Origin of the sequence: Streptomyces capitiformicae, from assembly GCF_002214185.1 — a bacterium.
Lineage (GTDB): Bacteria > Actinomycetota > Actinomycetes > Streptomycetales > Streptomycetaceae > Streptomyces > Streptomyces capitiformicae.
Genome location: NZ_CP022161.1, coordinates 7,997,642 through 8,012,734, shown reverse-complemented (window position 1 = coordinate 8,012,734; position 15,093 = coordinate 7,997,642). Strand labels below are relative to the sequence as shown.

14 protein-coding genes, 1 rRNA gene and 1 pseudogene are annotated in these 15,093 nt (G+C 70.7%); 5 read left to right on the top strand and 11 right to left on the bottom strand.

Annotation, left to right across the window (positions count from 1 at the left end; genetic code table 11):
* The 5 genes from CES90_RS35905 to CES90_RS35885 all read right to left on the bottom strand — a co-directional run bounded on the left by CES90_RS35905 (position 1) and on the right by CES90_RS35885 (position 5,454).
* On the bottom strand, positions 1–1,137 hold the full coding sequence (locus tag CES90_RS35905; RefSeq protein ID WP_189787598.1) for a glycosyltransferase family 4 protein: 1,137 nt from the start codon (positions 1,135–1,137) through the stop codon (positions 1–3).
* 292 nt (positions 1,138–1,429) lie between these two features.
* Complete coding sequence (gene recN, locus CES90_RS35900; protein ID WP_189787599.1) at positions 1,430–3,181, bottom strand: DNA repair protein RecN; 1,752 nt, start codon at positions 3,179–3,181, stop codon at positions 1,430–1,432.
* A gap of 215 nt (positions 3,182–3,396) precedes the next feature.
* Positions 3,397–4,302, bottom strand: coding sequence for an NAD kinase (locus tag CES90_RS35895; RefSeq protein ID WP_149823381.1), 906 nt, complete (start codon positions 4,300–4,302; stop codon positions 3,397–3,399).
* A complete protein-coding gene (locus CES90_RS35890) occupies positions 4,299–5,114 on the bottom strand; it encodes a TlyA family RNA methyltransferase (RefSeq protein ID WP_189787600.1) in 816 nt (271 codons plus the stop codon). Before CES90_RS35890 ends, CES90_RS35895 begins: the two co-directional genes overlap by 4 nt.
* A gap of 7 nt (positions 5,115–5,121) precedes the next feature.
* Positions 5,122–5,454: a hypothetical protein gene (locus CES90_RS35885; RefSeq protein WP_189787601.1), complete on the bottom strand. Its 333-nt coding sequence runs from the start codon at positions 5,452–5,454 to the stop codon at positions 5,122–5,124.
* Positions 5,455–5,496: 42 nt separating this feature from the next.
* Here CES90_RS35885 and CES90_RS35880 point away from each other — a divergent pair, with 42 nt between their 5' ends.
* Positions 5,497–5,844: an SCP2 sterol-binding domain-containing protein gene (locus CES90_RS35880; RefSeq protein WP_189787602.1), complete on the top strand. Its 348-nt coding sequence runs from the start codon at positions 5,497–5,499 to the stop codon at positions 5,842–5,844.
* Here CES90_RS35880 and CES90_RS35875 read toward each other — a convergent pair.
* The 3 genes and pseudogenes from CES90_RS35875 to CES90_RS35865 all read right to left on the bottom strand — a co-directional run bounded on the left by CES90_RS35875 (position 5,828) and on the right by CES90_RS35865 (position 8,579).
* Positions 5,828–6,700: an ABC transporter ATP-binding protein gene (locus tag CES90_RS35875; protein WP_189787603.1), complete on the bottom strand. Its 873-nt coding sequence runs from the start codon at positions 6,698–6,700 to the stop codon at positions 5,828–5,830. The two genes, CES90_RS35880 and CES90_RS35875, sit on opposite strands and share 17 nt — an antisense overlap.
* 100 nt (positions 6,701–6,800) lie before the next feature.
* A pseudogene (locus tag CES90_RS35870) lies at positions 6,801–7,373 on the bottom strand (iron chelate uptake ABC transporter family permease subunit); the annotation flags it as partial.
* Between the two features lie 177 nt (positions 7,374–7,550).
* Complete coding sequence (locus CES90_RS35865) at positions 7,551–8,579, bottom strand: HAD hydrolase-like protein (RefSeq protein ID WP_189787604.1); 1,029 nt, start codon at positions 8,577–8,579, stop codon at positions 7,551–7,553.
* 120 nt (positions 8,580–8,699) lie between these two features.
* Here CES90_RS35865 and CES90_RS35860 point away from each other — a divergent pair, with 120 nt between their 5' ends.
* The gene (locus tag CES90_RS35860; protein WP_189787605.1) at positions 8,700–9,992 is read left to right on the top strand and encodes a DUF1015 domain-containing protein; all 1,293 of its coding nucleotides are present in this window, start codon (positions 8,700–8,702) and stop codon (positions 9,990–9,992) included.
* Between the two features lie 77 nt (positions 9,993–10,069).
* On the opposite strand, the gene CES90_RS35855 is transcribed toward CES90_RS35860, so the two are convergent.
* Positions 10,070–10,882: a tetratricopeptide repeat protein gene (locus CES90_RS35855; RefSeq protein ID WP_194733853.1), complete on the bottom strand. Its 813-nt coding sequence runs from the start codon at positions 10,880–10,882 to the stop codon at positions 10,070–10,072.
* Between the two features lie 1,228 nt (positions 10,883–12,110).
* Positions 12,111–12,227, bottom strand: a 5S ribosomal RNA gene (gene rrf, locus CES90_RS35850).
* 182 nt (positions 12,228–12,409) lie between these two features.
* On the opposite strand from rrf, the gene recO reads away from it, so the two are divergent.
* The 3 genes from recO to CES90_RS35835 are packed head-to-tail and all read left to right on the top strand — an operon-like array spanning position 12,410 to position 14,565.
* Positions 12,410–13,156 carry a DNA repair protein RecO gene (gene recO / locus CES90_RS35845; protein ID WP_189781339.1) on the top strand — a complete coding sequence of 249 codons (747 nt, stop codon included), beginning with the start codon at positions 12,410–12,412 and terminating at the stop codon, positions 13,154–13,156.
* 50 nt (positions 13,157–13,206) lie between these two features.
* Complete coding sequence (locus CES90_RS35840; protein WP_189781338.1) at positions 13,207–14,046, top strand: isoprenyl transferase; 840 nt, start codon at positions 13,207–13,209, stop codon at positions 14,044–14,046.
* Between the two features lie 3 nt (positions 14,047–14,049).
* Entirely contained in the window at positions 14,050–14,565 is a 516-nt protein-coding gene (locus CES90_RS35835; protein WP_189781337.1) for a YcxB family protein, read from the top strand.
* Positions 14,566–14,643: 78 nt separating this feature from the next.
* Here CES90_RS35835 and CES90_RS35830 read toward each other — a convergent pair whose 3' ends face one another.
* Positions 14,644–15,060 (bottom strand): Fur family transcriptional regulator, encoded by a 417-nt coding sequence (locus CES90_RS35830; protein WP_149827934.1) that lies wholly within the window; start codon positions 15,058–15,060, stop codon positions 14,644–14,646.
* Positions 15,061–15,093: the final 33 nt, after the last annotated feature.

Genomic DNA, 15,093 nt, shown 5'->3' with positions numbered 1-15,093 from the left:
TCAGGTCAGCGGCCGAACCTGCGTCAACTCGTCGTAGACGCTGAGCACTTGTGCCACCGTCTCGTCCTCGGTCGGCCAGGTGGCCGCCTGCCGGGCGCCCCTGTCCTTCAGCTCCTCGCAGAGGTCGGGGTGCGCCAGCAGGCGTACGACGGCCCCGGCGAGGGCCGCGGAGTCGCCGCAGGGGACGAGTTCGGCGGCGTCGCCGACCAGTTCGGGCACCGACCCGACGGCAGCCGCGACGAGCGGCACGCGCGCGTGGAGAGCCTCCTGGGCGAGGACGGAGCGGGCCTCCGGGCCACCGGGCAGCAGCGCGAGGTCGGCGGCCGCGATCAGCTCGGAGACGTCGTCGCGCCGCCCGACGAGCCGCACGGGCAACTCCTCGTCCTCGATGCGCCGCTGGAGCACGCCCCGCAACGGCCCCTCGCCGACGATGACCAGCAGCGGGGCGGGGTCGAGCCCGCGCCATTCCCGGGCGGCGTCGAGCAGGGTGTCGTAGCCCCGGTGACGGTCGAGGGAGCCGACGGCCATGAGCAACGGACGGTCGGTGGCGCCGAGTTCGGCGCGGGCCTTGGAGCGGGGCCGGTCCGTGTCCTCGTCGGCGTCGTTCCGGCGGAGCGCGGGCAGGGCGACGGCGGCCAGCCGGGCGTCCCGCGCGCCCCGGCTGCGGGCCCGGTCGACGAGCTCGGAGGAAGTGCCGAGGACCACGGCGGCGGCCTTGGCGACCCGCCGCTCCAGCAGCCGCAGCAGATGCGCCCGCGCGCCCTCGGCGTACGAACGCGTGTGCCAGGTGACGACAAGCGGGGTGCGCCGGCCGCCGAGTGCGAGAGTGGCCCGGAACCCGGCGTGCAGCCCGTGCGCGTGCACCAGGTCCGCGTCCGCGCAGGCGTTGCGCAGGGTGGCCACGGAGGCCGGGTCGCTGCTACGGGGCACGTGGATGTGCTGGGCGCCGACGCCGGTGAAGTCGTACACGCCGTCGGTCTCGCCCGGGGCGCACACGGTGACCCGTACGCCCCGGGCGACGAGACCCGAGGCCAGCGACCGCACATGGGCGCTGCTCACCGCGCTGCCGCCGCCGAGCACTTGCACGGTTCGCAGCGGCGACTGGCGGTGCGGTGAGTGGCTGCTCACGTGGCTCACGTGGCCGGGGCTCCTGGTTCGGGGTCGGACGGTCACGAAGAAACGTACAGAAGGATCCGGCGGCGAGGGTGGACCGCGCGAGGCGCTTCTGCGTGGTCTGCGTAGCACGTCTCGCTACGCCGTACCTGTCCAAGGATGCCAGGCCGCGAGGCCGTTCCGAGACCGTCGGCCACGGCGAAAGGCGAAGGTGTGGGCAACCTGACTCTCAGCGTCACTCACACGAGTGAACTCCCTTGAGAGGTTGCCTCTCTGAGCCGGCCTCGCCCCTCATTCGTTCGCTCCCCGCGGGGTGCTACGCGTCCGCCCGCGCCGCCGCCAACAGCTCCTCGGCATGGGCCCGCGCGGTCTCGGAGTCCTCCTGGCCGGCGAGCATGCGCGACAGCTCGCGCACCCGCTCCTCGCCCTCCAGGACCTTCACGCCGGACCGGGTCACGGACCCGTCGTTGGTCTTCTCCACCAGGAGCTGGCGGTCGGCGAAGGCGGCAACCTGCGGCAGATGCGTGACGACCACGACCTGGGCCGACTTGGCGAGCTTGGCGAGCCGCCGGCCGATCTCGACCGCGGCCTTGCCGCCGACACCGGCGTCGACCTCGTCGAAGAGGTACGTCGGCACGGGATCGGTCCCGGCGAACACGACCTCCACGGCCAGCATCACGCGGGACAGCTCACCGCCCGAGGCCCCCTTGGCTATGGGCCGGGGCGGCGCCCCCGGGTGCGGGGCGAGCAGCAGTTCGACCTCGTCGGCGCCGGACGGCCCGTACGCGACCGTACGACCGCCCACCTCGACGCCCTCGGGATCGTCCGTCTGCCGGATCGCGAACGACACGCGCGCGTGCGGCATGGCCAGCGAGCCCAGCTCGGCGGTCACGGCGGCGGCGAACCGCTCGGCGGCCTCCTGCCGGGCGTCCGTCAGGGCCTGGGCCAGCCCGCCCAGTTCGGTCCGCAGGGCGTCCCGCTCGGCGGTCAGCTCCTCGATCCGCTCGTCGTCGCCGTCGAGTTCGGTGAGCCGCTGGGCGCCCTGCTCGGCCCAGGCCAGCACGGAGGCAACCTCCTGGCCGTACCCGCCGTACTTCCGGGTGAGCGCGTTCAGCGCCGCCCGCCGCTCCTCGACGGCCGCGAGCCGCAGTGGATCGGCGTCCAGGTCGTCGGCGTACCCCGCCAGCTCCCCCGCCACATCGCCCAGCAGGATCCCGATCTCCCCGATCCGGTCGGCGAGCGCGGCCAGCGCCGGATCGTGCGACCGTACGGCCTCCAGCGCCCGGTGGGCGCCCGCGACGAGCGTCGAGGCGTCCACACCCTCCGGGTCCTCGGGATTGCCCGCGAGCGCGGCGTGCGCGGCCGTCGCGGCCGACGCCAACGCCTCCGCGTGCCCCAGCCGCTCGGCCTCCTCGGCGAGCTCCACGTCCTCGCCGGCCCGCGGCTCGACACCCGCGATCTCGTCGAGCCCGTACCGCAGCATGTCGGCTTCCTGGGCCCGCTCACGCGCGCGCGTGACGATCTCTTCGAGCTCCACGGAGACGGCCCGCAGCCTCCGGTACGCCTCCGCGTACTTGGCCAGCGGTACGGCGACCGCGTCCCCCGCGTACCGGTCGAGCGCCGCCCGCTGCCGGGACAGCTTCAGCAGCCCCTGCTGGTCGGTCTGCCCATGCACGGCCACCAGTTCGTCGGCCAGCTCCGCGAGCACACCCACCGGGACGGAACGCCCGCCGAGGTGCGCCCGTGACCGTCCCTCGGCGGAGACGGTACGGCTGATCAGCAGCGCCCCGTCGTCGAGTTCGGCCCCGGCCTCCTCGGCCCGCACGACCGCCGACGCGCCGTCGGGCACGGCGATCCGCCCCTCGACGACCGCGTTCTTCGCGCCGATCCGCACCAGCGCGGGATCCGCCCGCCCACCGAGCAACAGACCAAGACTGGTGACCACCATGGTCTTGCCCGCACCCGTCTCACCCGTCACGGCAGTGAACCCGGGCGACAGCTCGACGACCGCGTCGTCGATGACTCCGAGCGACCGTATCCGCATCTCCTCCAACACGGACACGACCATACGAGGTCGGGGAGGGGAAGTGCGACGCCCCCCGTCTCCTATGTCACCCCGGCGAGCTACATCGCCCCGAAAGAGGCGCGGAGCTGTGTCGATTTGCGGCTCCGTCGGCGACCCTGCGGCCGCCCGGCTGCACCGGGAAGCCGCCAGTCACGTGGGCGCGACAAGCCACGACGAACCCGCAGCCGCCGACGTTCCCCGCCATCCCCCACATCGCGCTAGTGCGGAGCCCCCCGCCATCCAGAAACGGGCAACGCGAACTTGGCCACAAGCCGGTCCGTGAACGAAGCATGATGCAACCGAGCCAGCCGCACCGGCACGGCCCCTCGCCGAACCTCCACCCGAGCCCCTGGCGGCAACTCCACGGTCCGCCGCCCATCACACCAAAGTACCCCAGGCGGAATATGAGGCAGCACCTCCACCGCGAGCACGGACTCCGGCGAAGTAACCAACGGCTTCGCGAACAACGCGTGCGCGGAGATCGGCACCATCAACAGCGCCTCCACCTCCGGCCACACCACAGGCCCACCCGCGGAGAAGGCGTACGCGGTCGACCCGGTCGGAGTCGACAGCACGATGCCGTCGCAGCCGAACCCCGTGACCGGCCGCCCGTCGATCTCCAGCACCACTTCGAGCAGCTTCTCGGCGCCGGCCTTCTGCACAGCCGCCTCGTTCAGCGCCCAGTCCGTGTGGACGATGTCCCCGTTCCGGTGAACGACGACATCGACGGTCATCCGCTCCTCGACCTCGTACGACTTGGTCACCACCCGGTCGACAACCTTGTCGAGATCGTCCCGCTCGGCCTCCGCGAGGAACCCGACACTGCCGAGGTTGACGCCGAGCATCGGCACCCCGGACGCCCGGGCGAACTCGGCGCCGCGCAGCAGCGTGCCGTCGCCACCGAGGACGATGAGCAGCTCACACCCGTCGAGGCACTGCGGAGTTGCCTCCTTGACCAGCTCCACCTCCTCCGGCACCGGAATGTCCTCCGCCTCGGCCGCCAGGACCCGCACGCCCAGCCCGTGGTGCAGCAGCCCCTTGACGACGAGCTCGGCACTGCGAATGGCCGCGGGCCGCCCGGTGTGGGTGAGCAGGAAAACGGTACGAACTTGGTCCTGAGTCAACGCGGCCCCTCCGCAACTGCTCGGTCGACGTCGGCCGGGTCCAGCGCGGGTGCCCCGGCACGCAGCCACAGAAAGTACTCGACATTGCCCGAGGGCCCGGGCAGCGGGCTGGCCGTCACGCCGTTCACCCCGAGCCCCAACTCCCCGGCCTTCCGGGCCACTGAGCGCACCGCCTCGGCACGCAGCTCCGGACTCCGTACGACTCCCCCACTGCCCAGCCGCTCCTTGCCCACTTCGAACTGCGGCTTGACCATCATCACCAGATCGGCGTCCGGCTTCACGCACCGCACCAGGGCGGGCAGTACCAGGCCGAGCGGGATGAAGGACAGATCCCCCACGACAAGATCCACAGGCTCCCCATCGATCGCTTCGAGCGTCAACTCGCGTACGTTCGTACGGTCCTTGACGGTGACGCGTTCATCGCTCTGGAGACTCCACGCGAGTTGTCCGTATCCGACGTCTACGGCGACCACGTGCGCGGCCCCGGCCCGCAGCAGTACGTCGGTGAAACCGCCGGTGGAGGCGCCGGCGTCCAACGCCCGCCGGCCCTTGACGACCAGCCCCCGCGGGACGAAGACCTCCAGGGCGCCCGCGAGCTTGTGGCCGCCCCGGGACACGTACTCGGGGTCGCTGTCGTCGTTCGTGACCACGATCGCGGCGGCGGTCTCCACCTGGGTGGCGGACTTGGTCGCGACGGTCTTGCCGACGGTGACCCGCCCGGCGGCGATCAGCTGGCTCGCATGCTCACGCGACCGCGCGAGCTTCCGCCGGACCAGTTCGGCGTCCAGACGGCGGCGTGCGACTCCTGCCACGGTGGGTTCAGCTCCTGCGGTCGTACGTGTTCGGGGGCGCCGGAGGTCCCGGGCGGGCGTCGAGCGCGGTGAGCGCGTCGCGCAGCCCCCGATGTACATCCTCGTACACCTCGACATGGCCGTCGGTGGCGAGGTGGTCGGCGTCGACCAGCCGCTCGAGGGCCGCGTCCACCTCGGGGTGGCCGGTGGCGGCGCGGGGCACGTTCAGCGGGGCCGGGGCGGCGGGGTCGTACTCGGGTTCGGTCACGCCCTCCGCAACACCAGTCTCCGTATCCGGAGTGTCACCCTCCGGAATCGCCGCTTCCACCCGGGCCTCGGCCTCGGGCAAAGAGTCGCTCATGCCCAGACGCTACCTCGAAGCCCTGGGGTACCGTCGTTCGCGATGGCCACGATTGAGGAGTGCCGCGCCGCACTCGACAAGCTCTCGGACAACATGCGGAACGCCGACAGGGACGTGCGCGCTGCCGCCGCCCTGGACCGGTCGTTGAGCTGCCGTATCACCGACCTGGACGTCACCTTCGTCGGTCGCCTCAAGGACGGCGGCATCGAGGTGCTGGACACCCTCCAGGGCCCGCCGCCGGAGAAGGCCGAGATCAGGCTGACCATGACCGGCGACGACCTGGTCGCGATGGTCAGCGGCGAGCTGAACTTCGCCAAGGCCTGGGGCGCGGGCCGGGTGAAGCTGGAGGCGAGCCTGAAGGACCTGTTCCGCCTCAGGAAGCTTCTGTAACAGCCACCTTTTCGGCCTTGGTACGTGCCTTGCGTGCCGCCGGCACCACCAGCGGTGTCCCCGTCTCCGGGTCGTCGATGACCTGGCAGCGCAGCCCGAAGACCTCCTCGACCAGTTCGGCCGTGACGATCTCGGAGGGTGCGCCCTCGGCGATCACCGAGCCGCCGCGCAGGGCGATGAGGTGGGTGGCGTAGCGGGCGGCGTGGTTGAGGTCGTGCAGCACCGCGACCAGCGTGCGGCCCTGCTCCTCGTGCAGCTCGGCGCACAGGTCGAGCACGTCGATCTGGTGCTGGATGTCGAGGTAGGTGGTCGGCTCGTCGAGCAGCAGCAGCGGGGTCTGCTGGGCGAGGGCCATGGCGATCCACACGCGCTGGCGCTGACCGCCGGACAGCTCGTCGACGTAACGGTCGGCCAGCTCGGCGACCCCCGTCGACTCCATCGACTCCCGCACGATCCGCTCGTCCTCGGTCGACCACTGCCGCAGCAGCCCCTGGTGCGGATACCGGCCGCGTCCGACGAGGTCGCCGACCGTGATCCCGTCCGGCGCGATCGACGACTGGGGCAGCAGGCCGAGCGTCCGCGCGACCTTCTTCGCGGGCATCGACTGGATGACCTGCCCGTCGAGCAGCACCTGTCCCCGGGACGGCTTCAGCATCCGCGAAAGGGCGCGCAGCAGCGTGGACTTGCCGCAGGCGTTGGGGCCGACGATCACGGTGAAGGAGTTGTCGGGGATCTCCACCGACAGCTGCTCGGCGATGACCCGCTGGTCATAGGCGAGGGTGACGTTCTCGGCGGACAGGCGGTTCACAGTACTGCTCCTCAGGTTGTTCTCGTTCATATCCGCCCCGGCCTTCATATCCGCCTGGCCTTCCGCTCGGTGACCAGCAGCCACAGCAGACAGACACCGCCGAGTACGCCGGTGACGACACCGACGGGCAGCTGGTCGGCCCCGAAGGCATCTTGGAGAGCGCCGCGTCATCCATGATCATCACGGCCTGGAGTAGCCGTAGAGCGCGGCACTGATCGCCGTGCCCGCGGGGGCGAGCCGTACGGGCGTCGCCCCCCGGCTGCCGCCGAGGAACCACACCAGCGCCCCGACCGCCGCCGCGCCGACGAACGCGAACCACACATACCCGGTCAGCGAGGTGACACCGACGTAGGTGATGGCGGTGACCACCGCGGCCGACGCTCCCGCGATGCCGAGCAGACCCGGGTCGGCCAGCGGATTACGGGTGAGCGCCTGCAGCACGGCACCGGCCAGACCGACGGCGGCGCCGGCGAGCAGCCCGAGGAGGGTGCGCGAGATCCGCTCCCCGACGACGACGTCGCCGTACGTCCCCGTGTCGTCGAACAGTCCGTGCCAGACCTGCTCCAGCGACAGCTCTTTCGCGCCGATCCCGATGCTCGCCAGCGCGACCAGGACGAGGATCGCGAGGGCCACGACGAGACCGACGGCACGCATCGCCCGGCGGCTCTGGGGGCGCGGGGGCGGTCTCCGCGCTCGGTTCCGGGGGACTGTCGACCAACACCCAGTTAGGTTAGCCTATCCTCTTCTTTTGCCCGATAGCGTCCACGAAGACGGCAAGAGTGTGCCACGAGGAGGGCGTGGGCGTACGACGAACACGGCCCCGGCGTACGGCGCGAGGCCTCTTGGGCGAGGCGCACCCACCCCAAGGGCCGCTCGAACCCCTTCCGATCACAGGAGTTCAGAGCCCCAGCCGTGCCAGCGCCTTCCCCCCGTCCAGCTCGCACGAACCCTCTCCGGCCGCCGTCCACGCCGCCGCACACAGCGCCCGCAGCCCGTCCAGCGCCCCACCCTCGCCGTCCAGTTCCAACCGCTCATCACCGACCGTCGCCGTCCAGCCACCGCAGCGGAAGCCCGAGCCCGCCTCGACGACCTCCGGCTGCCCTGTCAACAGCCCCCGCAGATCGGCGTCGACGTACGTCGGCCGGTGCTGCGGAAGCGCGGCCAGCAGCTGCGCGCCGTCGGTCACACCGGTCAGCACGAGCAGCGAGTCGACCTCACCGTTGAACGCCCCCTCGATGTCCGTGTCCAGCCGGTCCCCGACCACCAACGGCCGCTCGGCGCCCGTCCGTAGGATCGTCTCCCGGTGCATCGGCGGCAGCGGCTTGCCCGCCACCTGCGGCTCCGCGCCGGTGGCTGTCCGCACGACCTGCACCGCCGCCCCGTTACCCGGCGCGATCCCGCGCGCGCTCGGAATCGTCAGGTCGGTGTTGGAAGCGAACCACGGCACCCCGCGCGCGATGGCGTAGCTGGCCTCCGCGAACCGCCCCCAGGGCAGCTCAGGACCGCCGTATCCCTGCACCACCGCCACTGGATCGTCGTCCGCCGACTCGACCGGCTCCAGCCCTCGCTCGCGCAGCGCGACCCGCAGCCCCTCGCCGCCGATGACCAGCACCCGCGCCCCGGTCGGCACCTGCTCGCTGATCAGCCGGGCCACGGCCTGCGCCGACGTGATGACGTCACCGGCCTCGGTCGGTATCCCCAGCGCCGTGAGATGGGCGGCCACCGTATCGGGCGTCCGCAGCGCGTTGTTCGTGACGTACGCGAGGTGCATGCCCCCCGCACGGGCCGTACCCAGTGACTCCACGGCGTACGCGATCGCGCTCCCGCCCGCGTACACCACCCCGTCCAGATCGAGCAGCGCCGTGTCGTACGCCTCGCTCAGGGCCTGCCCACTGCCGTCGGGCCGCGTCCTGACTGGCTGGCTCATTACACACCGCTCCTCGCTCGGCCGATCAACAATCGGTTCAACAATCGGTTGGGTCAACAATCGGTCTGGATCGCTTCCACCGATCATCGCGCATGCCACTGACACACATACGATGCATCAATGAACTACGCAGGTCCCGCGGAGGAGATCCCGGCGCGCAGCGGCCTCGAACTGACCCCGTTCCGGGGCCTTCGCTACGCCCCCGACCGGGTCGGCAGCCTGGCCGCCGTGACGTCACCGCCGTACGACGTGGTCGTACGGCCGGACGGTCTGCTCCACCTCGAATCGGCCGACCCGCACAACATCGTCCGCCTGATACTCCCCCAGGCCAGTACCCCCGACGCCCGCAACAAACAAGCAGCCGAGACCCTGCGCCACTGGCTCTCCGAGGGCGTCCTGGCCCCCGACACCGAGCCCGGCCTCTACGTCTACGAGCAGGCCGACGGCACCATCCTCCAGCGCGGCCTCATAGGCGCCCTGCGTCTCTCGGAGCCCGCCGACGGCGTGGTCCTCCCCCACGAGGACGTCATACCCCACGTCATCGCCGACCGCGCGGCCCTGATGCGCGCCACCTCCGCCAACCTGGAGCCTCTGCTCCTCACCTACCGGGGCAACCGTTCCACGACCGGCGCGACAGCCGTGGTCGAGCGCACCACGCAACGCCCCCCTCTCCTCGCGACGACCACGGAGGACGGCTTCAGCCACCGTCTGTGGGCGGTCACCGACCCCGCCGATCTCGCCGAGATCCAGTCGGACCTCGCCCGCCACCAGGCCCTCATAGCCGACGGCCACCACCGCTGGGCGACGTACCTGCGGCTACGCGCGGAGCACCCCACGCCCAGCCCCTGGGACTACGGCCTGGTCCTCCTGGTGGACACCGCCCGCCACCCCCTGCGCGTCCGCGCCATCCACCGCCTGCTGCACCAACTGCCGGTGGCCGACGCCCTGAGCGCCCTGGACGGCCTCTTCCGCGTACAACACCTGGCGGTACCGCTCCCCGAGGCCCTGGACGCCCTGGCGGACGCGGCCACCGCAGGCAACGCCTTCCTCCTCGCGGGCGACGGCTCCTTCCATCTGATCGACCACCCGGACCCGGACCTCCTCGCCCGTACGATCCCCGCCGACCACCCGGCCGCCTGGCGCACCCTCGACGCGACCGTCCTGCACGCCACTCTCCTCCACCACGTCTGGCACATCCCCGAGGACTCACCGGCACACATCGCGTACATCCACGACACGGCGGCCACCGTCGAGAAGGCGGAACGGGACGGCGGCACGGCCGTCCTGATGCACCCGGTCCGCGAGGAGGTCGTACGCGACCTGGCCCGCCAGGGCATCAAGATGCCCCGCAAGTCGACGTCCTTCGGCCCGAAGCCGGCGTCGGGACTGGTACTGCGCGCGCTGGAACTCTGAGCCGCGCCGACAGCCGACATACGAAGGGGCGGGATCCCGTACGTGGAATCCCGCCCCTTCACCGCGCCTGCCGAACGTCAGTCCTTGTCGTCCTTGACGGCCTCGTCGACCTTGTCCTCGTCGACGGTCTCGTCATCCGTGTCATCCGCGTCATCCGCTGCTGCGGACGGAATCTGCGGCTCGCCGTCGCCCGCCTGGTCGGCCTCGCTGTCGTCGAGGACATCGACGAACTCGACGCCGTCCATCTCGGCGAGCCTGTCCGACGCGTCGGTGCTGCCGTCCTTGTCGGCTTCGACGGCCTTGGCGAACCACTCCCGCGCCTCGTCCGCCCGCCCGGCCGCGAGCAGCGCGTCGGCGTACGCGTACCGCAGCCGCGCGGTCCACGGCTGTACGGAGTTGGAGGCCAGCTCAGGGCTCTGCAGGGTCACGATGGCCGCGTCGAGCTGGTCCATGTCACGCCGGGCACCGGCCGCGACAAGCCGCATCTCGACCTGGCCGGCCTTGTCCAGCTTGTGCACCTCGGGCGCCCCGGCCATGTCGAGCGCCTTCTCGGGCCGCCCGAGACCGCGCTCGCAGTCGGCCATCACGGGCCACAGGTCCACGTTGCCGGTCATCCGCCGCGCGGCCCGGAACTCGGCGAGCGCCTCGCTGTACTTCTGGTTCGCGTACGCGGCGAAGCCGGCCGCCTCGCGTACGGCGGCGACACGCGACGCCAGCCGCAAGGCCACCCTGGAGTAGCCGTACGCGCCCTCGGGGTCCTCATCGATGAGCCGGGCGACCATCACCAGGTTCTTGGCGACGTCGTCGGCGAGCGTCTTGGGCAGGCTCTGCAGCTCCTGCCGTACGTCCTTGTCGATCTCCTCGCCAGTGACGTCCTCCGGGATCGGCAGCCGCTTGATCGGCTCGCGGTCCCGGTCCCGCTCATCACGGAAGCGCCCGCCACCGCGCCGGTCGTCACCGCCCCGCCGGTCGTCCCGCCCACGGAAACCACCGGGCCGACCGCCGCGGTCGTCACGCCGGGGACCACGACCGCGATCGTCACGGCCGCGATCGTCACGGCCACGGAATCCGCCACGCTCGCCACCACGGCTGTCGTCCCGCCGGAAACCACCGCGGTCGTCGTCACGACGGTACGAGGGACGGTCACTGTCCCGGCGGTCACCGCGGTCGTCACGCCGGTCATCGCGACGGAAGGCCGGCCGATCCGCGTCCCGCCGATCGTCGCGCCGGTCGTCACGTCGGAACGGCGGACGTCCACCGCGGTCGTCCCCACGCCGGTCATCGCGCCGGTCGTCACGTCCGCGGAACCCACCTCGCTGCTCACCACGGCTGTCATCGCGACGGAAACCACCGCGATCGTCGTCACGACGGTACGAGGGACGGTCGCCGTCACGGCGCTCGTCACGGGCGTCCCGCCGGAAGCCACGATCACGGTCCCGGTCCCGGTCGTCGCGGCGGAAGCCGCCCCGGTCTCCGCTGTCACGCCGGTCCTCACGACGATCATCACGGCGGAACGCGGGACGGTCGTCACGACGGCCGAAGCCACCGCGGTCGTCGTCACGCCGCTCGTCACGCCGCTCGTCACGCCGGTCATCGCGACGGAAACCAGGACGGTCTCCGTCCCGCCGGAAGCCACGGTCACGGTCCCGGTCGCGGTCGTCACGACGCGGTCCCCCGGGGCGGTCGTCACGACGCGGTCCCCCGGGGCGGTCGTCGCGACGGAAGGCGGGACGAGGCCCACGGTCACCCTCACGACGGTCGTCACGCCCACGGAATCCGCCACGCTCGCCGCCACGGCTGTCATCACGACGGAAGCCACCGCGATCATCGCCGCGACGGAAGCCACCGCGGTCGTCACCTCGACGGTCATCACCGCGGCGATCGTCACGACGCCCGTAGCCACCACGGTCGTTGTCGCGTCGGTCGCTGTCCCGACGCGGTCCACCCCGGTAGCCACCACGGTCACCACTGTCCCGTCGCCGCTGGTCGCGCTCCGGTCGATCGTCGGGAGAGTTGGTGGACATCGGTGACTCCTGTCTTCGGTACCGCAAGCATTGTAAAAACAAAAGGACCCCTGGTCCCAGCTGAACGCTGGTGACCAGGGGTCCTTCAAAGATTGTTCGGCGGTGTCCTACTCTCCCACAGGGTCCCCCCTGCAGTACCATCGGCGCTGTAAGGCTTAGCTTCCGGGTTCGGAATGTAACCGGGCGTTTCCCTCACGCTATGACCACCGAAACCCTATTGGTTTCGAGCGAACAAGCACACTCTTCAGTTAGATGCTCAGCTCAAAGCCGACAACTGTTCGTTGTCTCAGAACTGACACAGTGGACGCGAGCAACTGAGGACAAGCCCTCGGCCTATTAGTACCAGTCAACTCCACCCATTACTGGGCTTCCATATCTCCGTGGTGGCGCGCGATGAGCCTTTTCCGGGACGACGGCATCGTCTTGCGCACCCAGAAGCTGGGAGAAGCGGACCGGATCATCACGTTGCTCACCCGAGGCCATGGACGGGTACGGGCGGTGGCCCGGGGAGTGCGGCGGACCAAGTCCAAGTTCGGCGCCCGGCTCGAACCCTTCTCGCATGTGGACGTGCAGTTCTTCGCGCGGGGCAGTGAGCTGATCGGGCGCGGGCTGCCCCTGTGCACGCAGAGCGAGACGATCGCTCCGTACGGCGGCGGGATCGTCAGCGACTACGCCCGCTACACCGCCGGGACGGCCATGCTGGAGACCGCCGAGCGGTTCACTGACCACGAGGGCGAGCCCGCCGTGCAGCAGTACCTGTTGCTCGTCGGCGGGCTGCGCACCCTCGCCCGCGGCGAGCACGCGCCGCACCTCGTTCTCGACGCCTTCCTGCTCCGCTCGCTCGCCGTCAACGGCTACGCCCCCAGCTTCAGCGACTGCGCGAAGTGCGGGCTGCCCGGACCGAATCGGTTCTTCTCGGTCGCGGCCGGCGGCTCCGTCTGCGTGGACTGCCGGGTGCCCGGCAGCGTCGTACCCTCTGCGCAGGCCCTGGAACTCCTCGGCGCGCTGCTGACGGGAGACTGGGAGACCGCGGACGCGTGCGAGCCGCGGTACGTCAGGGAGGGGAGCGGACTGGTGTCCGCGTACCTGCACTGGCATCTGGAGCGTGGCCTGCGCTCGCTTCGGTACGTGGAGAAGTAAGAGAAGTAAGAGAAGTAAGAAGTAAGCGGAAAAAGGGAGACGAGTAGCACATGGTCGTACGCGGGATCCTGGGGCGCCAGCGCCGCGAGTACAGGACGCCGGAGCCGCACCCGTCCGGCGCCCGCGCGCCGAAGCTCCCCGGTGAGCTGATCCCCGAGCATGTGGCGATCGTCATGGACGGGAACGGCCGCTGGGCGAAGGAGCGCGGACTGCCGCGCACGGAAGGCCACAAGGTCGGCGCCGAGCGCGTCCTCGACGTACTCCAGGGCGGGATCGAGATGGGCGTCCGCAACATCTCCCTCTACGCCTTCTCCACCGAGAACTGGAAGCGCTCGCCCGACGAGGTCCGCTTCCTCATGAACTTCAACCGCGACTTCATCCGCAAGACCCGCGACCAGCTCGACGAACTCGGCATCCGGGTCCGCTGGGTCGGCCGTATGCCCAAGCTGTGGAAGTCCGTCGCCAAGGAGCTCCAGGTCGCCCAGGAGCAGACCAAGGGCAACGACAAGCTCACCCTGTACTTCTGCATGAACTACGGCGGCCGCGCCGAGATCGCCGACGCCGCGCAGGCCCTCGCCGAGGACGTGAAGGCGGGCCGCCTCGACCCGTCGAAGGTCAACGAGAAGACCCTCGCGAAGTACCTCTACTACCCCGACATGCCCGACGTGGACCTCTTCCTGCGCCCCAGCGGCGAGCAGCGCACCTCCAACTACCTGCTCTGGCAGAGCGCCTACGCCGAGATGGTCTTCCAGGACGTCCTCTGGCCCGACTTCGACCGCCGCGACCTCTGGCGAGCCTGCGTCGAATTCGCCTCCCGCGACCGCCGCTTCGGCGGCGCCATCCCGAACGAGGAACTGCTGGCGATGGAGGGCCGGACGGAGGAGGGTTGACCTTTGGCCGAGGCGGATGGGGAGCACGTCGAGCTGGTGTATCGGCCGACGGTCGGTGAGTTCCACGAGGCACTCACCGCCTCCGCACGCGCCTCGTCCCTCGGCCGCTGGGGACGGGGCCTGCTCCTCTTCTCCGGCGGCGCGAGCGCCTTCGTGGCCGTCGCATCGCTGACGTTCGGCAGTACGGTTCCTGCCACTCAGGTTCTGGTGATGGCGGGTACGGCGGTCGTCGGCCTGGTCGTCCTGCCCTGGCTCCAGGCCCACCGTCTCCATCGACGGGCGGCCGAGCGAGGGCTGCACCGTGCGGTTCTGGACCCGTGGGGCGTCACGACCACGACAACCAGGGGCCCCGAAAGAATGACCCGCTGGTCAGAGATCCCGCGCTACGAGGAGACACGAAGGACCTTCGTACTCCTCACCACGCACGCATACCCGCCGACGCCGATCCCGCTGCCGAAGCGAGGCACAAGGGATGTGGACGGCCTCCGAGCACTTCTCAAACGAAGGCTGAGCTCTTAGGGGCGCGGGGCTGTGCCGATGTGCGGCTCCGCCGCGGGGCGCGACAAGCCACAACGAACCGGCAGCCGCAAACGAACCCTACTCGGCAGACGCCCCCGCGCACTCCGCACACGTGCCGAAGATCTCCACCGTGTGGGCCACATTGACATACCCGTGCTCAGAAGCAATCGCATCGGCCCACTTCTCGACCGCCGGCCCCTCCACCTCAACGGCCTTCCCACACACCCGGCACACCAGATGATGGTGATGCTCCCCGGTGGAGCACCGCCGATACACGGACTCCCCGTCCGAGGTCCGCAGCACATCGACCTCACCCGCGTCCGCCAGGGACTGCAACGTCCGGTACACGGTGGTGAGCCCCACAGAGTCACCGCGGTGCTTCAGCATGTCGTGGAGCTCCTGCGCACTGCGGAACTCGTCGACCTCGTCGAGTGCCGCGGCCACGGCTGCCCGCTGCCGGGTGGAACGACCTCGTACAGGTCCAGCGGTCGTCACCGTTGCCTCCTCACATCGCGGTCTTGCGGGGCC